Origin of the sequence: Pantoea rodasii (assembly GCF_002095465.1) — a bacterium.
GTDB lineage: Bacteria > Pseudomonadota > Gammaproteobacteria > Enterobacterales > Enterobacteriaceae > Pantoea > Pantoea rodasii.
This window is the reverse complement of the sequence record NZ_MLFP01000018.1, coordinates 78,586-101,494: the sequence shown is the minus strand read 5'-3', so window position 1 is coordinate 101,494 and position 22,909 is coordinate 78,586. Positions and strand designations below refer to the sequence as shown.

At 53.8% G+C, this 22,909-nt stretch carries 19 protein-coding genes and 2 pseudogenes; 10 read left to right on the top strand and 11 right to left on the bottom strand.

Going from position 1 to position 22,909, the window contains the following annotated elements; all coding sequences use genetic code 11:
- Nucleotides 1-355: 355 nt before the first annotated feature.
- A pseudogene (locus tag HA45_RS19225) lies at nucleotides 356-1,755 on the top strand (YchO/YchP family invasin).
- Between the two features lie 85 nt (nucleotides 1,756-1,840).
- Nucleotides 1,841-2,860, top strand: a complete 1,020-nt coding sequence (locus tag HA45_RS19220) for a helix-turn-helix domain-containing protein (RefSeq protein ID WP_157811605.1) — start codon at nucleotides 1,841-1,843, stop codon at nucleotides 2,858-2,860.
- On the opposite strand, the gene HA45_RS19215 is transcribed toward HA45_RS19220, so the two are convergent.
- Nucleotides 2,793-3,866 carry an alpha/beta hydrolase family protein gene (locus tag HA45_RS19215; protein ID WP_244563477.1) on the bottom strand — a complete coding sequence of 358 codons (1,074 nt, stop codon included), beginning with the start codon at nucleotides 3,864-3,866 and terminating at the stop codon, nucleotides 2,793-2,795. The genes HA45_RS19220 and HA45_RS19215 overlap by 68 nt on opposite strands.
- Before the next feature lie 158 nt (nucleotides 3,867-4,024).
- Nucleotides 4,025-5,098 (bottom strand): porin, encoded by a 1,074-nt coding sequence (locus HA45_RS19210; protein ID WP_100699858.1) that lies wholly within the window; start codon nucleotides 5,096-5,098, stop codon nucleotides 4,025-4,027.
- 890 nt (nucleotides 5,099-5,988) lie between these two features.
- Here HA45_RS19210 and HA45_RS19205 point away from each other — a divergent pair.
- The 6 genes from HA45_RS19205 to spy all read left to right on the top strand — a co-directional run bounded on the left by HA45_RS19205 (nucleotide 5,989) and on the right by spy (nucleotide 12,887).
- Nucleotides 5,989-7,209, top strand: a complete 1,221-nt coding sequence (locus tag HA45_RS19205; RefSeq protein WP_100699859.1) for an aspartate aminotransferase family protein — start codon at nucleotides 5,989-5,991, stop codon at nucleotides 7,207-7,209.
- Nucleotides 7,206-8,249, top strand: coding sequence for an arginine N-succinyltransferase (gene astA / locus HA45_RS19200; RefSeq protein ID WP_128598999.1), 1,044 nt, complete (start codon nucleotides 7,206-7,208; stop codon nucleotides 8,247-8,249). The genes HA45_RS19205 and astA overlap by 4 nt, the downstream gene beginning before the upstream one ends.
- On the top strand, nucleotides 8,233-9,699 hold the full coding sequence (gene astD / locus HA45_RS19195; protein ID WP_100699861.1) for a succinylglutamate-semialdehyde dehydrogenase: 1,467 nt from the start codon (nucleotides 8,233-8,235) through the stop codon (nucleotides 9,697-9,699). The genes astA and astD overlap by 17 nt, the downstream gene beginning before the upstream one ends.
- Nucleotides 9,699-11,027 carry an N-succinylarginine dihydrolase gene (gene astB / locus HA45_RS19190; protein ID WP_100699862.1) on the top strand — a complete coding sequence of 443 codons (1,329 nt, stop codon included), beginning with the start codon at nucleotides 9,699-9,701 and terminating at the stop codon, nucleotides 11,025-11,027. Before astD ends, astB begins: the two co-directional genes overlap by 1 nt.
- A 43-nt stretch (nucleotides 11,028-11,070) precedes the next feature.
- On the top strand, nucleotides 11,071-12,066 hold the full coding sequence (gene astE, locus HA45_RS19185) for a succinylglutamate desuccinylase (RefSeq protein WP_100699863.1): 996 nt from the start codon (nucleotides 11,071-11,073) through the stop codon (nucleotides 12,064-12,066).
- A gap of 323 nt (nucleotides 12,067-12,389) precedes the next feature.
- A complete protein-coding gene (gene spy / locus HA45_RS19180; RefSeq protein WP_100699864.1) occupies nucleotides 12,390-12,887 on the top strand; it encodes an ATP-independent periplasmic protein-refolding chaperone Spy in 498 nt (165 codons plus the stop codon).
- Between the two features lie 80 nt (nucleotides 12,888-12,967).
- Here spy and cho read toward each other — a convergent pair whose 3' ends face one another.
- The 3 genes from cho to HA45_RS19165 form a co-directional block, all read right to left on the bottom strand.
- A complete protein-coding gene (gene cho / locus HA45_RS19175) occupies nucleotides 12,968-13,828 on the bottom strand; it encodes an excinuclease Cho (RefSeq protein WP_100699865.1) in 861 nt (286 codons plus the stop codon).
- A gap of 112 nt (nucleotides 13,829-13,940) precedes the next feature.
- Nucleotides 13,941-14,768 carry an NAD(+) synthase gene (gene nadE / locus HA45_RS19170; protein ID WP_100699866.1) on the bottom strand — a complete coding sequence of 276 codons (828 nt, stop codon included), beginning with the start codon at nucleotides 14,766-14,768 and terminating at the stop codon, nucleotides 13,941-13,943.
- A 117-nt stretch (nucleotides 14,769-14,885) separates the two neighbouring features.
- Entirely contained in the window at nucleotides 14,886-16,076 is a 1,191-nt protein-coding gene (locus tag HA45_RS19165) for a multidrug effflux MFS transporter (protein ID WP_100699867.1), read from the bottom strand.
- Nucleotides 16,077-16,266: 190 nt separating this feature from the next.
- Between HA45_RS19165 and osmE the strand changes: the two genes are divergently transcribed.
- A complete protein-coding gene (gene osmE, locus HA45_RS19160; protein ID WP_100699868.1) occupies nucleotides 16,267-16,602 on the top strand; it encodes an osmotically-inducible lipoprotein OsmE in 336 nt (111 codons plus the stop codon).
- Between the two features lie 54 nt (nucleotides 16,603-16,656).
- On the opposite strand, the gene HA45_RS19155 is transcribed toward osmE, so the two are convergent.
- From HA45_RS19155 to hxpB, 5 genes are all read right to left on the bottom strand, one after another.
- Entirely contained in the window at nucleotides 16,657-17,040 is a 384-nt protein-coding gene (locus tag HA45_RS19155) for a DUF6515 family protein (RefSeq protein ID WP_100699869.1), read from the bottom strand.
- A gap of 196 nt (nucleotides 17,041-17,236) precedes the next feature.
- A complete protein-coding gene (locus tag HA45_RS19150) occupies nucleotides 17,237-18,628 on the bottom strand; it encodes an L-cystine transporter (RefSeq protein WP_100699870.1) in 1,392 nt (463 codons plus the stop codon).
- 153 nt (nucleotides 18,629-18,781) lie between these two features.
- Nucleotides 18,782-19,372 (bottom strand): metal-dependent hydrolase, encoded by a 591-nt coding sequence (locus HA45_RS19145; protein WP_100700131.1) that lies wholly within the window; start codon nucleotides 19,370-19,372, stop codon nucleotides 18,782-18,784.
- 134 nt (nucleotides 19,373-19,506) lie between these two features.
- Nucleotides 19,507-20,268 (bottom strand): 2-dehydro-3-deoxy-D-gluconate 5-dehydrogenase KduD, encoded by a 762-nt coding sequence (gene kduD, locus HA45_RS19140; protein ID WP_100699871.1) that lies wholly within the window; start codon nucleotides 20,266-20,268, stop codon nucleotides 19,507-19,509.
- 372 nt (nucleotides 20,269-20,640) lie between these two features.
- The gene (gene hxpB / locus HA45_RS19135; protein WP_100699872.1) at nucleotides 20,641-21,309 is read right to left on the bottom strand and encodes a hexitol phosphatase HxpB; all 669 of its coding nucleotides are present in this window, start codon (nucleotides 21,307-21,309) and stop codon (nucleotides 20,641-20,643) included.
- Between the two features lie 145 nt (nucleotides 21,310-21,454).
- On the opposite strand from hxpB, the gene HA45_RS19130 reads away from it, so the two are divergent.
- Nucleotides 21,455-21,991, top strand: coding sequence for a YniB family protein (locus tag HA45_RS19130; RefSeq protein WP_100699873.1), 537 nt, complete (start codon nucleotides 21,455-21,457; stop codon nucleotides 21,989-21,991).
- A 4-nt stretch (nucleotides 21,992-21,995) separates the two neighbouring features.
- Here the strand turns inward: HA45_RS19130 and HA45_RS19125 are convergent.
- Nucleotides 21,996-22,886, bottom strand: a pseudogene (locus HA45_RS19125) (fructosamine kinase family protein).
- Between the last annotated feature and the right edge of the window lie 23 nt (nucleotides 22,887-22,909).

Below are 22,909 nucleotides of genomic sequence, written 5' to 3'. Positions count from 1 at the left end.
GGCTCCTGGCCCAACGTAAAAGCCTCAGCGCTGCGGATAGCCTTTGCAGCAGCAGAGGTGCGCTGGCCTCAACTATTGTGCCCTTTTTCACTACGCGCATTGAAGCCCCAGTACGGCACCAGGCTGCGTTATCCCCCGTCGCGTAACTGACGAGCATTACACTATGCAGGGCGTTTTGGCTGATGATGCCTTTTGCTAATCAGGTAATGTCCTAATTCAGCCCGGCCTTTCTGCAAAATCGGCAGAATGTGTTAGGGTATTCCAGTACAGTTTTGTGAGCCACTTCAAATTCTAAACTGGATAAAAGCCTGTTTTTGCTATGACATCTGTTTTCTCTGCATTCAAATCACTGCGCATGCTGCCCGCTGCAACGGGGCTGCTTTTCACCGCGCCTGCTTTGGCGCTGGTGACCGATACGCATGTCGCCGATGCGCCCTTTAGCGATCCCGAACGTTTCCAGAAAATGGCCAGCGATCTGCCCGCACTCGGCTATGAAGACGAGAACGCAGCCCTCAGCAAAATCTGGCAACCATCGCCAAGAGCATTGGTGAAGCCAGTCAGGACAGCACCACTGACACCACCTTTGGCCATCAAGCGGGGATTTGGGCGTTCAACCACTTTCGTGATGAAGTGGCCGATCACGTAACTAATGAGGGCCAATCACTGCTGTCACCTTACGGTAAAGCACAGATCGATTTTAACGTCGATATGGACGGTAACTTCACCGGCAGTGGCGCCTCTCTGCTCACGCCGTGGGCCGATCGCTATCAATATCTGACCTTTAGTGAGGTGGGTTTCCACCAAACGGATGATGGGCTGGTGGGCAATGTCGGCTTAGGGCAACGCTGGACGGCGGGTAAATGGCTGCTCGGTTACAACGGTTTTGTCGATCGCATGTTCAACAGCGGATTGCAGCGCGCCTCAGTGGGAACGGAAGCATGGGGCGACTATCTGCGCTTCTCGGCTAATTACTACACGCCGCTTTCAGGCTGGCAGGACCGCGATCCTTTCCAGCAGCAGCGGATGGCACGCGGTTATGACTTCACCACTCAGGGATATTTGCCATTTTATCGCCAGCTCGGGATGTCGGTAAGTTGGGAGCAGTATCTGGGTAATGACGTGGATCTGTTTAGCAGCGGCAACACTTATCACAATCCTTCGGCGCTGACCTTTGGTGTCTCCTACACGCCGGTGCCGCTGGTGACACTCTCTGCCAGCCACAAAACCAGTAATGAAGGTGAAAGTCAGGATCAGCTGGGTTTGCATCTCAACTATCGTTTCGGTGTGCCGCTGAGCCAGCAGCTGAGTGCTGAGAATGTCGCAGAGGCGCGCTCGCTGCGCGGCAGCCGTTACGACATGGTGACGCGCAATAATACGCCGGTGGTGGAGTATCGTCAGCGCAATACCTTATCGGTGTTCCTCGCCACACCACCATGGAAATTAAACGGCGGTGAAAGCCTGCCGCTGAAATTGCAAATCCGTAATGCGAATCCGATCACCAAAGTGGTCTGGCAGGGCGACACCCAAGCCCTGAGCCTCACGCCGGGCGCGAATCCTAATGATCCACAAGGCTGGAGCATTATTATGCCCGCGTGGAACAGCGCATCTGACGCCACTAACAGCTATCGTCTGTCTGTGACACTGGAAGACAGCAAGGGCGGCCGGGTGACCTCCAACTGGATTACGCTGCAAATTCAGGAGCCGTTTAGCATCAATTCTGGTGAGGATAATCGTTTCGATCTGATAACGCCTTAGTAACGGCCATCGATGAAATTCCCGCCACTTCAGTGCATGAACCTGGTAAGATAGCGGCTTATTGTCAAGAATGGATTCTTACTGCATGCCTTCAATTCCGGTTCCGCTGGTTACGCTACTGGTGCTGCTAATTTTAATCGTGACCTTAGCGGCGAACGATAAGCAACGCCACCAAACCACGCTGCTATTTCTAATTGTCTGCTCACTGTTACTGGCGGTGGGAGCATTACGTTGGATCTGGCCGTCAACACCACTCATGGCTTTGCGCGTGTTATTAGCAACGCTAATCCCGGCACTGGCCTGGCACTGTTTCAGCCCGCATACGACTCATCAATATTCACGCTGGAAAATCTTCCCGCCCGCACTGGCCATCATCATTATGCAGTGCTGGCCAGAAGCCATTGATAGCGCGCTATTTGTGCTTTACATCGGATACGGGGCGGCATTGATTCTTATGGGCTTAGGCGGTGGGGATCGATTTAGCGATGCGCGCATCGGTGAAGTCGTCCTGGCGGCAAGAATGGCTCTTACCGCCGGGATATTTCTTTGCTTCTCTGGGATAACCGATTTGCTGGTGGCGCTCGAATTCACTTTGCATCAGGGCAAGCTTGTGCCGCAACTTATCGCGCTACTACAAAGTTTAATGCTGCCTTTGCTTAGTCTGGCGATTGTACTTGCAGCACGTACTCGCCCCCTGGAAGTGAGTATTGAGACAGCAATGCCCGATTCTTCTCCGTTGCAGACGCCTGAGCAGGCAGCCTTGTGCCTGCAACTGGAAAATCGACTGCGGCAGGATGACCTGTTCCTTAATACACAACTCACGTTGAATCTGTTAGCGCGCAAAGCCGGTATTCCCTCGCGTCACATCTCACGTGCGATCAATGCGACTTACCACTGCAATGTTTCTCAGTGGATAAATGGTTTTCGCATCGCTCATGCGCAGCAGTTGCTTCGAAGCAGTTCACTGCCGGTTACGGAGGTGATGCTGGCGTCAGGATTCACCACTAAATCAAATTTCAATCGCGAGTTTTTACGCATTAGCGGACAGACGCCGAGTGCATTTCGTCAGCAGGCGGGTTCAATGCCGCTGTCAGAAAGCGCGTGATACGGGCGATTAACTCCTGATGAATATCGGCGCGGGTGCGGCTGCCTTGATCCCGGCAAACGAAGCCCTCACCAGGGGAAGACTGTTCGATTAACTCAGCACCATGGGGTTTACAGCGCTGCATAAAACTAAAGTGGGTTGCGCCTCTTATACGTGAAAACGATGTCTGTTGCGGCGGAAGATACTGCGCCAGATAGCCGGATACCAGTGAGGCGGGAAGTTCAACACTGTCTTGTTCTGCGGATAACACCAGCACTGGCACAGAAACCCTTGCCAGGCTCTCAGGTGTGAATCCGCGCGCCAGACCAAGATCAAGCGATACGGCCGCTTTAATACGTGGATTACGCAATTGAGCATCTAATAAAGAAGCGGTATTTGTATTGCTGATACCCAAAGTTTCGATTAATTGACAGTCTGCTAGTTGCGCGTGGTTCTGACAATCCTGAACAAATCTGTTCGACGAAAACCGGGCACCGATTAACTCCATTACTGTCCACCCTCCGAGTGAGTGGCCGATGGCGGCGATGCGCAACGAATCGACCTTTCCTGCCAGGTGTTCGTCTGCCAATAACCGATCCAGTACCCGGCTGATATCATCTGGACGCAGCCAAAGTTTCCGGGCAGTAGCAGGATCGAGATTCTCAGTTGTTGTACCGGGATGATTGGGGGCAGCGACGATATATCCCTGCACAGTGAGTGCATGCGCCAACCAGTTGAGGTTACGCCAGCTACCGCCATAGCCGTGAGAGAGAAGGACTAAAGGATGCTGCCCTGGACGAGGCGTTGCATTGCGTAACATCGGCTCACCATAGAACACGGGGTTCTCACCCACATCTTCAAAGACGCCCGTGGCGGCAGTGGGATACCAAAACGCAACATTGAGCGGACGATTGCCCTGACTATCAAGTGTTATCTGACGAAAACCCGTTGCGGCCTGTGCAAGCGACGCACACATCATCAGCATAAGTGCACAAATACAAAATCGAATCATTAGCGTTGTCTCCATGAGTGTAAAATCATGAAGAGTAATAACGGAAACAGTCAGTTATCGCGTCCTCAATCACGATTGAGTACCTGTATAACGACAATAAAAAAGGGCAGCTTGCGCTGCCCCTGGCTCATACCCAGCCGACACTAGCCGGTATGCAATGAGGGAACCATCAGTTAGAACTGATACACCAGACCCACAGCAGTGATGTCATCAGTGTTCAGACCCAGCGGATTATTATCCTTCAACAAGGTGATGCGGTATTCCGCATACGCTGACATGTTTTTGTTGAAGTAATAGGTCGCGCCAACGGAAGCATATTTGATGATGTCTGCATCACCAATGTTCTCGATGTCTTTACCTTTTGAAGAAACGTAACCCACAGATGGGCGCAGACCATTCAGGAACTGGTACTGAGCAACAGCTTCAAAGTTGACCGCTTTGTTAGCAAAGCCGCCGGTGATTGGGGTGGCGTTGTAAGTCTGGCTGTAGATGGTTGCCAGATAGATCTGGTTAGCATCATATTTCAGGCCAGTCGCCCAATGCTGTGCTTTATCGCCATCACCACGTGCTGCCTGGTTTTGGGTGGTAGTGCGATCCAGGCTGGCGTAAGCGCCGACCAGGCTCAGGCCGAAGTCGAAGTCGTATGAGGTTGACAGCGCAAAGCCATCACCGTTTGAACGACGAACGGCGACAGTGGAATCGGTACGGTCGTTTTTGCCTTCATACTGCGCGGCAAAGTTCCAGCCTTTCACCAGACCGAAGAAATCTTTGTTACGCCAGGTCAGCACACCGGTAGAACGGCCTGACAGGAAGGCATCGGTGTAACCTGAATCACCGCCGAAGTACGGCAGCATATCGGTGTAACCCAGTACGTCGTATACCAGACCGTAGTTACGGCCGTAGTCGATTGAACCGAACTGAGCAATTTTCAGGCCTGCAAAGCCCAGACGGGTTTTGTTGCCTGAGTTGGCATCGCTGCCTTCAGAGTTGCTGAGGCTGTACTGGTATTGCCACTGGCCATAACCCGTCAACTGATCGTTGATTTTAGTTTCGCCCTTAAAGCCCAGACGGGTATAAGACGAAACTTCACCGTTCTGGCTGTCGTTATCAGAGAACAGGTGCGAAACGTTGATTTTGCCAGTCAGATCGAGTTTGTTGCCATCTTTGTTATAGATTTCGGCGGCCTGAGCCGAAGAAAGTCCCAGCAGTAAAGGCATCACTGCTGCCAGTAAGGAGCGCTTCATCATTTATGGTTTACCCTGTGATATTTTTTAATTGTATCCCCGTCTTCGGGGTGAAAAGAAAATGACACAAAAGGTTCAAGATCAAAAGTGCAATATATGTAACTAAATATTTCTTATAGGCTTTTTGTGTGATTTTTAATCTCAACTTCCATTATATGGGATTTTACATTGGATAAACTTATCCCAAAAGCAGGTGGAGATTAAGTAATTAAAATACGTAAAATACTGTTTTAAATGCATTTATTTAAAATTAAAAGAAAAGTAAATCACCTGATTTCTTTGTTGGTTAAATAGCACAAGCCTATGCGTTATTGTTCAATAACAAATAAAGAAAACTGCCTAATGATTAGCATGGTAATTATCGAGTTAATCACTTTGTTTCCGTTTATTTCCAGTTTGATAATAACCTTAGTCACTAGATGTCGTTTAAATTTCGTTTAATAAACTTTTCTGTTCAAAATCTATTCAAATCCAACGCCGGAATGTTAATTAAATGCAGTTTTATTCTAATCACTGCCAAATGAGGGTTGCACAACATCGGCGAAATCCTGCACCAGAAATGCACAAAGCGCCCCAAATTGGGGCGTGATACGCGTCTTTTTGGCGAAATATTTCCTGTTCGATCACAAAAGCACTATTTCATTTTGTGAATGCATAAATCTGCTAAATAAATTGCTGCCTGCCCATCTCCATCAGACAAGTATTCACTTTTTATGCATTTAAAGTGAATGGAATGTGCACTTAACCTATTGATATTACGTTACTCGAACCTGTTTATGCATTTTTTCCGCTAGCTGGCACGCTTACTGCACTCTACAGTAGAGCTGCAATACAACAGCGCTTAACAATTTTAAAACAAAAGCTTCACCTGAGGTGAGGCAGGAGAAATGGCTATGTCACTGCAGGTTTCACGTCACGATTTTGATCAATGGATGATGCCGGTGTATGCCCCCGCGGCTTTTGTACCGGTGCGTGCTGAAGGTTCAACCTTATGGGATCAACAAGGAAAGGATTACATCGACTTTGCAGGCGGCATTGCGGTTAATGCATTAGGCCACGCGCATCCGGCTTTGCAGCAGGCTCTGACAGAGCAGGCGGGCAAGCTGTGGCATACCGGCAATGGCTATACCAATGAACCCATCTTGCGTCTGGCGAAGCAGTTAATCGACGCGACCTTTGCCGACCGCGTGTTCTTCTGTAACTCCGGTGCAGAGGCGAATGAAGCCGCTCTGAAGCTGGCGCGTAAAGTGGCGCACGATCGTTTCGGTGCGGAGAAGAATGGCATCGTGGCGTTCAATAATGCATTCCATGGGCGCACGCTGTTTACCGTTACCGCCGGTGGACAGCCGGCCTATTCACGCGATTTCGCGCCGCTGCCGCCGGCCATTGATCATGCCAGCTTCAACGATCTGGCCTCAGCCGCCGCACTAATAAATGATCAAACCTGCGCGGTGATCGTTGAACCAATCCAGGGCGAGGGCGGCGTACTGCCTGCCGATCCGGCTTTCCTGCGTGGCCTGCGCGAATTGTGCGACAAACATCATGCCACTCTGATTTTCGATGAAGTGCAAAGCGGTGTGGGCCGCACTGGTTCACTGTATGCCTATATGCACTATGGCGTGACGCCGGATGTCCTGACCACAGCAAAAGCGCTGGGCGGTGGCTTCCCGATCGGTGCCATGCTGACGCGAGAAGATTTGGCGCTGGTGATGGGTGTAGGCACGCACGGCACCACCTATGGCGGCAACCCGCTGGCAGGTGCGGTGGCAGGTAAAGTGATGGAGTTGATCAACCAACCCGATTTCATGGCGGGTGTCGCAGAGCGTCATCAGTGGTTTGTCGCGGCATTGCAGGACATGAATCAGCGTCTGCCGATCTTCAAAGAAATTCGTGGATTGGGCCTGCTTATTGGTGCCGTGCTGAATGAGGATTTTGCCGGTAAGGCCAAACAATTCAACCTGGCCGCGGCCGAAGAAGGTGTGATGGTACTGATTGCCGGTGCCAACGTGGTGCGTTTCGCGCCCGCTCTGAACATCAGTGAAGCGGAAGTCAAAGAGGGATTGGCGCGCTTTGAACGCGCCTGCTCCCGCGTGCTCACAGGAGCCGCATCATGATGGTGATTCGCCCCGTCGAACGTGACGACCTTGCGCAGTTGCTGTCGCTGGCGGGCAAAACCGGGGGCGGCTTAACCTCGCTGCCCGCCGATAGCGATACCCTTAAAGCGCGTATTGAGCGTTCTCTGCTCACCTGGCAGGGTGCGCTGTCGCGTGCCGAACAAGGCTATGTATTTGTACTGGCCGACAGCGAAGATAATCGTGCTGTTGGCATCTGTGCCATCGAAGTGGCCGTAGGCTTGCAAGACCCGTGGTACAACTTTCGCGTTGGCACTCAGGTGCACGCCTCGAAAGAGTTGAATGTCTACGCCAGTTTGCCGACGTTGTCGTTGAGTAACGATCACACCGGCAGCAGCGAGCTGTGCACGCTGTTCCTCGATCCTGACTATCGTGACGGCAAAAATGGCCATCTGCTGTCGAAATCACGCTTTCTGTTTATGGCGAACTTCCGCGATCACTTTATGAAGCATGTGGTCGCGGAGATGCGCGGCATCAGCGATGACGTCGGCCATTCACCGTTTTGGGACAGCGTGGGCAGCCGCTTCTTCTCGATGGAGTTTAGTGAAGCTGATTTCCTCAGTGGCACCGGGCAGAAAGCGTTTATTGCAGAGTTGATGCCGAAGCATCCGCTGTACATCCATTATCTCAGCGAAGCGGCGCAAAAAGTCATTGGCGAGGTGCATCCGAAAACGGCCCCCGCGCGCGCCGTGCTGGAAGCGGAAGGTTTCCGCTACCTCAATTACGTCGACATCTTTGACGGCGGTCCAACGCTGGAGTGCGAAATCGATCGCATTCGCGCCATTCGTAAAAGTCAGCTGTTGCAGGCTGAAGCGGGCGAAGCGGATGACAGCTGGCCGCTATGTTTGGTGGCTAACGGTGATTACCAGCATTTTCGCGTGGCATTGCTGCCGGTTGATATGGCGAGCGGAAAGGTACGTATCAATGAACATCAGCGCACGGCGTTGCGCTGCGAATATGGCGATGGGCTGCGTGTGGTTACGCTGTGCCGCGAGGAGAAAAAGCATGACGCACTTTATTAACGGTCAATGGCTGACGGGCGGCGCTGAAGCGTTAACCAAACAAAACCCGGTGAACGGTGAAACGCTGTGGCAAGGCCGAGCGGCGACCGGTTCGCAGGTCACTGCCGCTTGTGAAGCGGCGCGCGGCGCCTTTCCCGCCTGGGCTCGCAAGCCCTTTGCGGAGCGTCAGGCGATAGTGGAAGCCTTCGCGAAATTACTTGATAGCCACAAAACCGCGCTGGCAGAAACCATCGCCAAAGAAACCGGTAAACCGCGTTGGGAGACTCTGACCGAAGTACAGGCGATGATCAATAAAGTCGCCATTTCGATAAAAGCCTATCACACGCGTACCGGGGAGCAGTCCGAAGGAGAGAGTTCGCTGCGCCATCGCCCACACGGTGTGTTAGCGGTATTTGGCCCTTACAATTTCCCCGGCCATTTGCCGAACGGACATATTGTTCCTGCGCTGCTGGCCGGTAACTGCGTGGTGTTTAAACCAAGTGAACTCACGCCGATGACGGCGGAAAAAACCGTTGAGCTGTGGGAGCAGGCCGGTTTGCCCGCGGGCGTGATGGCGCTGTTGCAAGGCGCGCGTGAAACGGGGCAGGCACTGGCGCATGAGCCACAAATTGACGGCTTACTGTTTACCGGCAGCGCCGCAACAGGCTATCACCTGCATCGCCAGTTCGCCGGGCAGCCGGAGAAAATGCTGGCGCTGGAGATGGGCGGTAACAATGCGCTGATTGTTGAAGATCCCTCTGATCTTGACGGCGCGGTTCATATCGCCGTTCAGTCAGCCTTTATCACCGCCGGGCAGCGTTGCACCTGCGCACGTCGGCTGCTAGTGAAACGCGGCGCGGCAGGGGACGCTTTTCTGCAGCGTTTGGTTGAGGTCACGGCGCGCTTGCAGCCGGGTGCCTGGAATGCTGAGCCGCAACCCTTTATGGGCAGCGTGATTTCACCGACTGCGGCAGGGCACATCTACACAGCCTGGCAGCAACGTATCGAGCTGGGCGGCAAAGTGCTGCTGGGCATGCACTGGCCCGACCGTGACAGCGCCATCATCACACCGGGCATTATCGAGATGACCGATGTGGCTCATCTGCCCGATGAAGAGGTGTTTGGTCCGCTGCTGCAGGTGATCCGTTACGATGAGTACGATCAGGCGATTCGAATCGCTAACCAGACGCGCTATGGCCTGTCCTGCGGGTTGATATCTCCCCAGCGTGCGCAGTTCGATCAGCTGCTGCTGGAAGCGCGTGCCGGGATTGTTAACTGGAACAAACCGTTAACCGGTGCCGCCAGTTCAGCCCCGTTTGGCGGTGTCGGCGCTTCTGGTAACCATCGCGCCAGCGCGTGGTATGCAGCAGATTACTGCGCGTGGCCGATGGCATCTTTGGAGAGCCCAAGCCTGGCGCTGCCGGGCAGCTTATCGCCGGGACTCGATTTCTCCTCTGAAGGAGCTGAATAATGAAAGCGTTTGAAGCCAATTTTGATGGTCTGGTCGGCCTGACGCATCATTACGCCGGGCTTTCTTTTGGCAATGAAGCCTCAACGCGCAATCAGCTACAGCCTTCTAACCCGCGTCTGGCGGCGAAGCAGGGCTTGTTGAAGATGAAAGCGCTGGCGGACATGGGCTATGTGCAAGGGGTGATCCCGCCGCATGAGCGGCCGAATATCCCGCTGCTGCGCCAGCTGGGTTTCGGTGGCACAGACGAACAAGTACTGATGAAAGCGGCCCAGCAAGCACCACAGCTGTTGTCCGCTGCCAGTTCTGCCTCGGCAATGTGGGTGGCCAATGCCGCAACCGTTTCACCTTCGGCCGATAGTGCCGATGGGCGCGTGCACTTCACGGTGGCGAATCTCAACAACAAGTTCCATCGCGCGATTGAAGCACCGGAAACCGCCGATCTGCTGCGCGCTATTTTTCGCGATCCGCAACATTTCAGCGTCCATGATGCGTTGCCGCAGGTGGCGCTGTTCGGCGATGAAGGTGCTGCTAACCATAACCGCTTTGGTGCCGAGTACGGCGATGCGGGTGTACAGCTGTTTATTTATGGTCGTGATGGGCAACAGCAGGGCGCAGCACCGGCGCGTTACCCGGCCCGCCAAACGCGTGAAGCCAGCAACGCGGTGGCGCGTCTGCATCAACTCCACGCTGGGCGCCCGCTGTTTGCGCAGCAAAACCCGCTGGTGATCGATCAGGGCGTGTTCCACAACGATGTGATTGCCGTCAGCAACCAGCAGGTACTGTTCTGCCATGAAGAGGCGTTTGTCGATCAGCCTGCGTTATTGCAGCAGCTGGCGGCGCGCGTGCCCGGTTTCCAGCCTGTTGTGGTGCCACGCGATCAAGTGTCAGTGGCGGACGCGGTGAACACTTATCTGTTTAATAGTCAGCTATTGCAGCATCCCGACGGCGGTATGCGGTTGGTGCTGCCAGAAGAGTCACGGCAGCATGCGGGCGTGTGGCGCTATTTGACCGAACTGGTGGAGAGCGGTGGACCCATCCGCGAACTCACGGTGTTCGATCTGCGTGAAAGTATGTGCAACGGCGGCGGACCCGCATGCCTGCGTTTGCGCGTGGTGCTGAACGAAACTGAGCGTCAGGCGCTGAACCCAGCGGTACTGATGAACGATCGCCTGTTTACCACCCTGAACAGCTGGGTGGATCGCCACTACCGCGATCGTCTCACGCAAGCCGATCTGGCCGATCCGCAATTACTGCGTGAGGGACGCGCTGCGCTGGATGAGCTGACACAGCTGCTAGACTTAGGCAGTGTCTACGCGTTTCAGCGTTAACCTCAGAAGGCGAGTTAAGCTTCTGAGTTGAAAAGGAGTGTACATGCAGGACTTTTTACAACAGACCCTGTCAGGCAAGCCGCCACAACAGCGGCAGGGCAGCAATGCCCATTTGCAGTGGCAGTGGCACGATGAGGGCATTTTATCCCTGACACCGCACGCACCCACGCAGCAGGCCCTGGTGCTCTCTGCCGGGGTGCACGGTAATGAAACCGCACCGGTTGAGATTCTTAATCTGCTGTTGACCCCGCTGTTGCAGGGTGAGAAACCGCTGGCCGTGCGGCTACTGGTGATATTGGGTAACCCTGATGCCATCCGCAGCGGCAAACGTTATCAGCAGTATGATATTAACCGTCTATTCGGCGGGCGATGGCAGAAGGTCCCCGACTTGCCCGAAGCGCAGCGCACGCTGCGCCTTGAGCAGGCGCTTGAGCATTTCTGGCGTGAGTGTCTCGACCATGAAGTGCGCTGGCATCTGGATCTGCACACCGCCATTCGTGGCTCATACCATGCACGCTTCGGCGTAATGCCACTCAATGTTCAGCCGTGGCCGGACGATTTTCTGCATTGGCTGGCGGCAGCCGAACTGGAAGCCCTGGTGTTTCATCGCTCACCGGGAGGAACCTTTACCCATTACAGCTGTGAGCATCATGAAGCGGTCAGCTGTACCCTGGAATTAGGTAAAGCGCTGCCGTTTGGTGAAAACGATCTCAGCCAGTTTGCTGCAATTCAGCAGGCGCTGGCGGCATTGCTTTATGGGGATCCATTGCCGGAGGTGCGTGAGCCGCCGCGTCATTATCGTGTGGCGCAGCAGATTACCCGTCATGGCGATGAGTTTGTGCTGCACATGGGGCCAGAAACCTTAAACTTCACGGCCTTTCCGCAGGGCACGTTGCTGGCAGAAGAGGGCGACACGCGCTATTACGTGCAGCAGGCGCGTGAGTATGTGCTGTTCCCTAATCCGCATGTCGCTGCAGGGTTACGGGCGGGATTAATGCTGGTGGAAGAAAACGCGCAGACCCAGGCATTGGCGTTGTAAATTCTTGAGGTAACCCAGTTCCGCTATCGGGCGCACTAAGGTGCGCCATAATTCAACAGCCGCAGCGCGATTTTTCCCTTCCGCAAATCCGACAATACCGTTACACTCCTCCTTAATTCCTGCGTATTTCCCATTGATTGTCATACTCTTTTGCAATTCCTCACGCATTTCTTCGCTTTCTCTCCATGATTGCCTGATAACTGTCTTTTATGCTTTCAGGGCTTTACTCAGACTCTGAGTAGTTGACGTTGGGCGTCGTATGCTTGTTTCCGAAGACGCGACACACCTTGTCGTCATGAAACTGAATAGTAAGGACAAATATTATGCGTAAACTCACTTCCCTGTTCCTGGCTACTGCAATGGCTCTTGGTGCTGCCAACATCGTCCACGCTGCGGCGGACAACCTGACACCACCACCAGCCGGTAGCGAAAAACCGATGCACAAGCCGCCAATGCGTCATCACGGTATGGAGATGATGTTCAAAGGCCTGAATTTGACGGATGCGCAGAAAGCGCAGATCAAAACCATCATGCGTGATAGCCATAAAGAGATGAAACGTCCGTCGCTGGAAGAGCGTCGTGCGAATCACAGCATCATCGCCTCTGATTCGTTTGATAAAGCCAAAGCGGAAGCGCAGGCTGAGAAAATGACTGCCAACGCCAAAGACCGTGCGGTGAGCATGATGGAAACTCAGAACAAGATTTACAACGTGCTGACGCCGGAACAGAAAAAACAGTACAACGCCAACTTTGAGAAACGTCTGACAGAGAAAGGCCCGCATGACGGTAAAATGCCGCCACCGCCGGCTGATGGTGAATAAGCCTTTTAACTAATCCGGTTTGAGACCGCCGACGTTGTCCACTGCATCTGATGCTTTGGGCAGCGTCGGCGGTTTTGTTTCTAAAGCTCAATCAGCGGGAAAGTCCCGGACAGCAGCGGGCGGCACAAAATTTTATAGCCGTCGTGGTCAAAACCCTGGCGGGCGCGCTGAAGTTGACGCGCCTCCGCTTCAGTGGCAACCGATCCCAGCCAGAACCAGTGATCGATGACGTGGATCTGCGTCATCGCTGTTCCCACTTCAACCATGCCAACCGGGCCTTGCCACGGCCAGCACACCACCCGCATTTGCTCCAGCGCATCATGCAAACGTTGCTGATGGGCTTCAATGGACTCATTCCCACAGCAAGCCCCGGCGCAACGTTTTAGCGCAGCACGGAAACAGCCGCGTCCCGGCGTCAAACGCTCTAATCCCAGCAATCCATGACACAGGCGCTGTTCATCGGCAATCGCTTTGAGCTTCTCCATCGCGGCAAAACGGCTGCGAAACAAACCATAAAGATTAGGCGAGCAGGAGAAATCGAGATCTTTGGCATACACCACTTGCGGTGCACCTTCGCCAAGTTGCAACGAGCACAGCTGGCGATTTTTGCGCAGGCGCTTATTAAACAGCGGCTGTTGCGTTTTGATCATCTGCGCTTCCAGCAGCTGTGCGCCGAGATCGCCAGCGGTAGGGATCCAACTGACGCGTCGCGCCTGGCGTAACATGCTGGCTTCATCCGGGGTACGAAAATGCGACATCACCCGACTGCGCAGGTTGACGCTTTTACCGATATACAGAGGCAGGTTTTCACTGTCACCGTGAAAGGTGTAGACGCCAGGCTGATTGGGCAAACCTTCCAGCCATTGACGTAAATGTTCGGGATATTGATAAATCGCCGCCGCATCAAACTCCAGGCGGTGAATAGCTGCACGTCTGACCAAAACACACTCCGATTACTGGTTGTCTGTCCAGTATATCAGCGTGATGCTTTTCTCGCCAGTCAGCGGCAGAAGAGGGGCGTTTCCCGCAGCACTGGCGGGAAACGCAGAGCGGTTACTTTTTCCAGAAATCGTCGAACACGGTAATCGGCGGGCGACGTTTATGTTCGGTTTTCAAGTACCAGCCTTCAATGGTTTTGGCGGCAGCAGCATCGATGGTTTTGCCTTCCAGATAAGCATCGATTTGCTGATAGGTCACGCCCAGTGCCACCTCATCCTGCAGGCCAGGACGATCGTCTTCCAAATCGGCCGTCGGATGCTTCAGATACAAGTGTTCCGGGCAGCCAAGGGTTTTCAACAGCTGTTTGCCCTGGCCTTTGTGCAGGCGGAAAATAGGGTTGATGTCACTGCCGCCATCACCGTATTTGGTGAAGAAACCGGTGACGGCTTCAGCGGCATGATCCGTTCCCACCACCACGCCTTTGGTCATGCCGGCAATGCTGTATTGTGCCTTCATACGCTCACGCGCTTTCTCATTGCCGCGTACGAAATCAGAGACTTCAATACCCGCTGCTTTGAGCGCACGTTCACTGGCGAGAATGGCTTCCTTGATGTTTACCACCAGGGTGCGATCGGGCTGGATAAACGCCAGCGCATCCTGACAATCCTGCTCATCGGCCTGCACGCCATACGGCAAACGAACGGCGATAAAGGTGTAATCGTTGTCGCCGGTTTCGTCACGCAGCTCGCGGATGGCGGTTTGTGACAGGATGCCGGTCAACGTTGAGTCCTGACCGCCGCTGATGCCCAGCACCAGGGTTTTCAGGAACGGATTGGCTTTCAGGTAGGATTTCAGAAAATCGACGCTGACGCGGACTTCCTGCTGCGGGTCGATAACGGGCTTTACGCCCAGGGCTTCAATGATTTCCTGCTGCAGTGACATGAACCTCTCCTCAAGTCAGTAGCCTGACGGCACAATACGAATCATCTGCTAAAGCTAACCCCTCCGCTGCCAAACAACAAGCCGCATGGCTTGTTGTCGCACTTATTCGCAGTCTTTTCAGGCGCTTTTCGGTTTTTTTGCCAACAGGGTGAACATCAGAATTGCCAGCATAAAGCAGCCAAAAATCGTGCCGGTCATGCTGGCAACTGACGTACCACCCAATCCGGTAACCGGTACAGCAATCGCGCCCAGCGTGAACATGGTGACACCAATCACCGCCGAGGCGCTGCCAGCACGATGTCCCTGACTTTGCATCGCCAGTGACGAAGCCGTGGTCGCAATCACGCCGTTGCTGGCGATAGTAAAGAACAGCGCCAGCAAGATCACCGGCAGTGGGGCACCGGCCAATCCGGCCAGTAACAGGCAGCTTGAGGCAACAAATGCCAGCGTCAGACCGCCTTTCAGCACGCGATATTCACCCCACAATGGGCACAAACGGGCACTGGTTTGAGATGCAATAATCAGGCCGATGCCGTTGGCTGCGAAGCAGAAGCTAAATGCCTGCGGAGACAAGCCGTAAATCTGCTGCAGGACAAACGGCGAGGCGCCGATGTAGGCAAACATACCGGACATCATGAAACCCTGCGTCAGGCAGAAGCCCATAAATGGACGGTGAGTGATCACCTGACCGAGTGCCGCCCAGGCGGAGAATAGGGATCCCTGACTGCGACGCTCAGCCGGTAGCGTTTCATGCAGTTTCCAGCGCGCGAGGAAAATCAGCAAAATCGCGATACAACCGAGCACCACGAAAATACCGCGCCAGTTCAGCACCGTCATTAACACGCCGCCCAGTACCGGCGCGCCAATCGGTGCCAGACCGTTTACCAGCATCAGCAGAGCGAAGAAGCGCGTCAGCTCATGACCACTGTACATATCACGTGCGATCGCACGAGAAAGCACCGCACCGCCCGCACCGGCTAAGCCTTCGAACAGGCGTGCCACCAACAGTGAATGGATATCTTTCGCCAGCGCGCAGCCAATTGAGGCAATAAACAACAGCACCAGCGACAGCAGCAGAGGGCGGATACGGCCAAATTTGTCGCTCATCGGGCCAAACAGCAATTGACCTGCGCCAAGGCCTAATAAGCCGGCGGTTAAACTTAACTGCGCCGTAGCGGTTTCGGTATGCAGGTCGCGCGCCAGTTCTGGCAAAGCAGGTAGATACAGGTCGATGCAGAGCGGCCCGAGTGCCGCAAGCAGGCCGAGCGTGATGGCATAAACCAGCCGGTTGGAGTGTGCAGGTGTCATTGATCCTCTGTTTTTTTATGGCTTACGATATATTTTGCCGGGGGATTATACGAAGCGTGAAGCGGTAACACAGCATCTTTACGAAAAACTAACGCTTAAGAATCAGCTTAAAACATGGCCATTGATTTGATTAATCTGGATTTATGTTCCAGGCTTGTTGTGACATGGACAAAGTATGAGGAACATAAAGATGAATAAAGTGCTGGGATGTATCGCTGCCGCGATGACGCTGGTAGCCCTGTCTGGTTGTACGACTTATGACAAAGCAGAAAGCTATGTCACTAAGCCGGTGGTGAAGGATGTGAAAAAAGGCATGACGCGCGATCAGGTACGTCAGATTGCCGGTGCGCCTTCAACTGAAATCACCATGGTGCATGCGCGTGGGACCTGCCAGACTTATGTCATTGGCGAACGTGACGGCAAACCTCAAACCTACTTTGTGAGCTATAACGATGTGGGCCGCGTCATGAATTATGGCTTCCAGAGCTGTAAAGATTACGACACCGATCCGCAAGCCGCTCAGTAAGCGTTGCAGAATACAAAACGGCCCGTCAATGACGGGCCGTTTTTCGTTGTGCGCTTATAATCCGTAAGGGCGTGGCACCTCAACGTAGTTACCACCCATCTCGCGCTGGTAGTAGTGACCTTCCTGCACGTAATAGCGCTTGCCGTTGAAATCCAGCACGCGCATCCCGCCTTCCGAGGGCGCTTCAGGCGCCTGCACCACGACGTAATTATCACCTTGACGCTGATAATAGCTGCCGTTGAGCATGTAATAAGTCAGGCCGCCGATCAGTACCGCTGTGGCGGCTTCAGGTAAGAAACGCAGCGGACCGGGACCCCCCCAACGTGGACCACCACCCCAATGTGGACCTGGGCCTGGGCCCCAGCCGTAGGGATGGGCAAAACTAATGGCGGGCGTTAATAAGGTTAACGCCAGCACCGAGGCGATAACGTGTTTCATCGGTGATTCTCCTGCTATGACTGATAGCAGAATTGGCCTTTCGCAGGGAAAACTCAAGTGAAAAATGGCTGATTTTTCGTCTGTTTACCATGCTTAACGCTTTCCTGACGCTAGCGCCACGATTAGGCGGAATTGCGGAGTTTTCACCATAAAAAAACGGCAGGCTCTGCAGCCTGCCGTCGTTTAAGGATGAGGATTAGCGGTGGGCTAATTCAGCGTGTTCATCGCTCTCCAGCACCTTTTTGTCGGTCAAACCGAGCCAGCGGCTGGTGAGTGAACCGGCCGTCATGGAACCATTGACGTTCAGCGCGGTGCGACCCATGTCGATCAGCGGTTCGATGGAAATCAGCAGTGCCACCAGCGTGACGGGCAGACCCATCGCCGGTAGCACAATCAGCGCGGCGAAAGTGGCACCGCCGCCCACACCGGCAACACCGGCCGAGCTTAGCGTCACAATACCCACCAACGTCGCAATCCACATCGGATCAAACGGGTTGATGCCAACGGTAGGCGCAACCATCACCGCCAGCATGGTTGGATACAAACCCGCACAGCCGTTTTGGCCGATAGTGGCACCGAAAGACGCGGAGAAGCTAGCGATGGATTCTGGCACGCCAAGACGGCGCGTCTGAGTTTCGACGTTCAGCGGAATACTGGCTGCACTGGAACGGCTGGTGAAAGCGAAAGTGATTACCGGCCACACTTTGCGGAAGAAGCGCATCGGGTTGATGCCATTCACCGACAGCAGCAGCGCGTGCACGCCAAACATAATCGCCAGACCAAGATAAGACGCAACCACGAAACCGCCCAGCTTGATGATGTCCTGCAGGTTGGAACCGGCGACGACTTTGGTCATCAGCGCCAGTACACCGTAAGGCGTCAGCTTCATGATCAAACGCACCAGCTTCATCACCCAGGATTGCAGGGTGTCAATCGCGACCAGCACGCGTTCGCCTTTGACTTTGTCATCTTTCAATAACTGCAAAGCGGCGACACCGAGGAAGGCGGCAAAAATCACGACGCTGATAATCGACGTAGGGTTCGCGCCTGCCATATCGGCAAACGGATTTTTCGGGATGAAGGAGAGCAGCAGCTGCGGCGTGCTGAGGTCGGCGACTTTACCGACATAATTACTCTGAATCGCACTCAGGCGCGCGGTTTCCTGCACGCCCTGCACCAGACCTTCAGCGCTCAGGCCGAACAGACCGGTGACCATCACACCCACCAGAGCGGAAATGGCGGTGGTGAACAGCAACACGCCAATGGTCAGGACGCTGATTTTACCCAATGACGAGGCATTATGCAGACGTGCCACCGCGCTGAGGATTGAGGCAAACACCAGCGGCATCACAATCATCTGCAGCAACTGCACGTAGCCGTTGCCGACAATGTTAAACCAGCCAATTGAGGCTTTAACGACCGGGCTGTTTTCGCCATAAATGGTTTGTAACGCCAGGCCGAACAGCACGCCAATCACTAAACCAGTCAGGACGCGCTTCGATAGACTCCAGCTTTGGTTGCCAATGCGATTCAACAGAATCAGCAGCGCCACAAAGGCGACGATATTAATAATGAGGGGAAAATCCATGCTCGACTCCAGAGATGTGCCGCGCAGCAAATCAGGCTGGCGCGGAAAACAGTAAGTTCCCGTCAGGGAATGTCAGGAATGTTACCAGTTCAGGAAAGTGCAGGTTTATACTCAAAAGGAATGGTTTATAACTTTATGGATTGATTTGTCTGTTTATTGCCCGCCTTGGCCATTAACTAACCGACCCACTCCGTTTTGTAGCGTATTAAACAGTTGCTCGGGCCAACCGTTGGCACCAAAAGAGGGCATGCCAGCCGGAAACCACAGAGCGTAACCCACCAATGCGAGGCAAAGTGCCCGCTCCAGTTGATTGCCTTTTTGGCTATTGAGCAGTGGCAGACGAAAGCGCCAGCGGCATGGCCACAGTAAAGGTACGCCAGCCGGCGTCAGCATATCGGCGACAATATGGCTGAGATAGCCCAATGTGAGGCCTTGAAGCACGTCCGCTGGCAGGAACCAGTCAGCGGGCACGTTAATCTGGAATAGCCACAAACTGACGGCCACTGCCAGCAAACTGTGCGTGAATCCACGATGGCCAAACGCGCGCGCGATGGGGTGCGAAATCCATCTTAAACGCTGGCCTAAAACGGATTTGGGATGATCGATATCAGGTAGCAGACAGGTCAACAGCGCAGCAGGCACCAAATGCCACCAGTCGGCGCTGGCCATCACTGGCGTCAACTCCGCACGCTTGGCAAAAATCGCGCTGGCAATGGCAAAAATGATATGGCCTTCGGCCGTCATGATAAAACCTGGCTGCAAAAACTGTCGATGCATCCAGTATAGGGATTTATCCAGTAAAATAGAACGGTGACGCTGTAACGAAGCGTTAATATTTTTCACTTTCCCGCGTCATAATGACGCGGGAAATGAACAGGTTAGCGTGCTAACCATCCACCGTCGACGGCCAGCGTATAACCATTGATATAATCTGATGCGTCAGAGGCGAGGAAAACGATTGGGCCCATCATATCGTCGGGGATGCCCCAGCGCCCGGCAGGAATGCGTCCGAGGATCTCCTCGTTGCGCGACTCATCATTGCGCAGTTGTTCGGTGTTGTTGGTCGCCATATAACCGGGTGCGATGGCGTTGACGTTAACCCCGTGTTTCGCCCACTCGTTTGCCATCAGACGTGTTAATCCCATCACCGCGCTTTTCGATGCAGTGTAAGAAGGCACACGAATGCCACCCTGGAATGACAGCATCGAGGCAATGTTAATGATCTTTCCGCCTTTACCCTGCGCGATAAACTGGCGGGCGACCTGCTGCGACAGGAAGAACAGACTTTTGCTGTTGATGTTCATCACATCGTCCCAATCCTGCTCGCTGAAGTTAAGGGCATCATCGCGACGAATAATCCCGGCGTTATTCACCAAAATGTCGATGTGTCCGGCCTGAGCAATGGCTTGCTCCACAATGTGTGGCACCACAGAGGGCTGGGTGAGATCGGCTTGTATTGACCAAAAGCGGCGGCCCAGCGCTGCAACTTTGGCCTGGGTATCAGCTGGCCCAGCGCGGTTGACGCCAATGATGTCGCAGCCAGCCTGCGCCAATCCCAACGCCATGCCCTGGCCTAAGCCGGTGTTACATCCGGTCACCAGCGCGATTTTACCTTCAAGATTAAATGCGTTGAGAATCATCTTTCGCTCCTGTTAGCGCAGCGCGCTTTGGCGGGCATGAGCCGATGTGCGTGAGGTAAACCGGCAGTATTGACAGGCAGGGTGTGAATGTTTTGACGAACGTCCATCTCAGACCTCTCGAAGTGAAAAGAAGTGCCCCGTAACGGGTCTTTAGGCATCTTAGGCAGGATGGAATTTGAATTCAATAAAAATGAAACGATGTTTTATTTATTTGCGTGAACGATCAATCTCGATGCTAAAGAGCGATGAGATAAGTTGAGAGGGAAGTCTGGTGTGAAGAACAGATTGTCCGTGCCAAAGCTGGCCTGGACAATCTACTGGGATGGATTCAATTGTGCGAACGATCGGGTCTGTCCGGTATGACGGAGAGTCTCAGTTAAACAAATGCTCAGCCTTCAGCTGCGTCAAATCCGCCAGCTTCACATTCGCCAGCGCCCAGCGGGCATCATCACGATATTCAGCGGCAGGCACCACAATCGAACGCATCCGCGCGGCTTTGGTGGCGATCAAGCCATTAAATGAATCTTCCAGCGTCACGCAGTTCAGCGGATCGATGCCTAACTTTGCCGCCGCATCCAGGTACACCTGTGGATGGGGTTTGCTGTAAGGCAGTGCTTCCGCAGAGGCGATGGCAACGAAATACTTGCGCAGATCAAACATCTCAAGCACACGTTCTAACATAAACAGCGGAGAAGCCGAGGCGAGGGCGATTTTCAATCCCTGCTGCTGACACAGCTGCAGCGCCTGCTCAACGCCGGGTAACAGCGGGCGCGTCTCTTCGACCAACGCCAGCGCGCGTGCAATGATACGCTGTGTCACCTCCGCCTGATCCGGACCGCTCCACGGCAAGGCTTCGTACCACATGCGAACGGTTTGATCGATGCGCAAACCCAGCGTATCCGGCAGTTCATGACGGCGCGTGATATCCACGCCCAGGCTGGAAAAAACATCCAGTTCAGCCTGGTCCCACAACGGTTCCGAATCGATCAGCAATCCGTCCATATCAAAAATAGCGGCTAACACCGGGCGACGATAAGACATACAACAGCTCCGTTTGAAATTTGCCCTACCTTACCATGTGCTGTCGGGAAAAAACCGCCTCACGGCAGGTTACGCATTTTTCAGGAAAAAATGCATCAGTGCAGGTAGACTTAGGGCAAAACTATTGTATGTGAAGGGAGACACCATGACTTACCAACAGGCTGGCCGCATCGCCATCCTCAAGCGAGTGGCTGGCTGGGTAATTTTTATTCCGGCGCTGCTATCCACCATCATCTCGATGTTGGGCTTCATGTTTAAACACAGTGAAAAACAGCCCGGTATTGATGCGGTGATGCTCGATTTTGTCCATGTCATGGTCGACATGATCAAGTTCAATACGCCGTTTCTTAATATGTTTTGGCAAAACTCACCGGTGCCGGAGTTCCGCGGTGGCGCCAATATCGGCTTCTGGATCATCTACATTCTGATCTTTGTTGGCATTGCACTGCAGGCTTCGGGCGCACGCATGTGGCGTCAATCACGCCATATCAAAGAAGGTATTGAAGATCAGTTGATTCTGGAACAGGCGAAAGGAACGGATGGCCGCACGCGGGCGCAGCTGGAAGATAAAATTCACGTACCGCGTCATACCATTTTACTGCAAATCTTCCCGCTCTATATCCTGCCGATTGTGATTGCCATCGCCGGATACTTTATCCTCAAACTGTTGGGCATGCTGTAAAGCGTCAGGCCGGTCTGGCCTGACGTTCTTCTGACGCATCTTCATCCAGCAACTGACCAATCGCGAATTGCGCTTCCAGGGTCCAATTACCGGCAAACACGTTTGCGCGGTTCAGCAAATAATAGAGTTGATAAACCGGCTGGCGCTGCGAAAATCCTTCCACCAGTGGCCACACCGCGTGATAACCCTCGTAAATCTGCCGCGGCAGCTCAGCGTAGTAGCTCAGCATGGCAAGGTCACATTCGCGGTCACCCCAATAGCAGGCGGGATCGAACAACCACGGACCGCTGCTGCTGCCTGCGCAGTTGGCGGGCCACAAGTCACCGTGCAATAAAGAAGGCTGCGGATGATGGTTTGCCAGAGTGCGCTGCACACAATCGACGATTAATTCGGTATTGCCGTACTGCACGCCTTTTTCCGCGGCCAGCTGCAGCTGCCAGCCAATACGCTGCTCGGCAAAAATACCGACCAGCGACGAAGCCAGCTATTGGGCTGAGGTGAAGTGGTGATGTTATTGTCGTAATCGAGGCCAAACTGCGGCTGTTCGCTCCACTGATGCAGATGAGCCAGCTGCTGGCCGAGCTGGTAAGCGCTGTGATCGTTGAGCGCTTCAGGCTGAATATACTCCAGCAGCAAAAACTGTTGTCGCGGTCATTGCCTACGCCGTACACCTTCGGCACCCGAACGGTCTGCGTACGCGCCAGCAAATCAAGCTGGTCAGCTTCCCAGCTGAATAATGTGAGCATATCGCGCGTATTGCATTTCACGAATACGTCCAGCTCGCCATAACGAATACGCCAGGCGGGATGGACATCGCCACCGGGCAGCTCATATTTTTCAGTAATTTCGGCATCGCGGCGTGTTCGCTTAACAGACGACTAATGGCTGACCACATTGGGTAATCCTCTTTATTCGCTG

Coding starts and splice junctions, on each gene's coding strand:
- HA45_RS19165 (WP_100699867.1), bottom strand. CDS start 16,076: ATGACACCTGCACACTCCAACCGGCTGGTTTATGCCATCACGCTCGGC.
- astD (WP_100699861.1), top strand. CDS start 8,233: ATGACGCACTTTATTAACGGTCAATGGCTGACGGGCGGCGCTGAAGCG.
- HA45_RS19150 (WP_100699870.1), bottom strand. CDS start 18,628: ATGGATTTTCCCCTCATTATTAATATCGTCGCCTTTGTGGCGCTGCTG.
- hxpB (WP_100699872.1), bottom strand. CDS start 21,309: ATGTCTTATCGTCGCCCGGTGTTAGCCGCTATTTTTGATATGGACGGA.
- HA45_RS19220 (WP_157811605.1), top strand. CDS start 1,841: ATGCCTTCAATTCCGGTTCCGCTGGTTACGCTACTGGTGCTGCTAATT.
- spy (WP_100699864.1), top strand. CDS start 12,390: ATGCGTAAACTCACTTCCCTGTTCCTGGCTACTGCAATGGCTCTTGGT.
- astE (WP_100699863.1), top strand. CDS start 11,071: ATGCAGGACTTTTTACAACAGACCCTGTCAGGCAAGCCGCCACAACAG.
- HA45_RS19155 (WP_100699869.1), bottom strand. CDS start 17,040: ATGAAACACGTTATCGCCTCGGTGCTGGCGTTAACCTTATTAACGCCC.
- HA45_RS19130 (WP_100699873.1), top strand. CDS start 21,455: ATGACTTACCAACAGGCTGGCCGCATCGCCATCCTCAAGCGAGTGGCT.
- kduD (WP_100699871.1), bottom strand. CDS start 20,268: ATGATTCTCAACGCATTTAATCTTGAAGGTAAAATCGCGCTGGTGACC.
- nadE (WP_100699866.1), bottom strand. CDS start 14,768: ATGTCACTGCAGCAGGAAATCATTGAAGCCCTGGGCGTAAAGCCCGTT.
- HA45_RS19215 (WP_244563477.1), bottom strand. CDS start 3,866: ATGGAGACAACGCTAATGATTCGATTTTGTATTTGTGCACTTATGCTG.
- HA45_RS19210 (WP_100699858.1), bottom strand. CDS start 5,098: ATGATGAAGCGCTCCTTACTGGCAGCAGTGATGCCTTTACTGCTGGGA.
- astB (WP_100699862.1), top strand. CDS start 9,699: ATGAAAGCGTTTGAAGCCAATTTTGATGGTCTGGTCGGCCTGACGCAT.
- HA45_RS19205 (WP_100699859.1), top strand. CDS start 5,989: ATGTCACTGCAGGTTTCACGTCACGATTTTGATCAATGGATGATGCCG.
- osmE (WP_100699868.1), top strand. CDS start 16,267: ATGAATAAAGTGCTGGGATGTATCGCTGCCGCGATGACGCTGGTAGCC.
- astA (WP_128598999.1), top strand. CDS start 7,206: ATGATGGTGATTCGCCCCGTCGAACGTGACGACCTTGCGCAGTTGCTG.
- HA45_RS19145 (WP_100700131.1), bottom strand. CDS start 19,372: ATGACGGCCGAAGGCCATATCATTTTTGCCATTGCCAGCGCGATTTTT.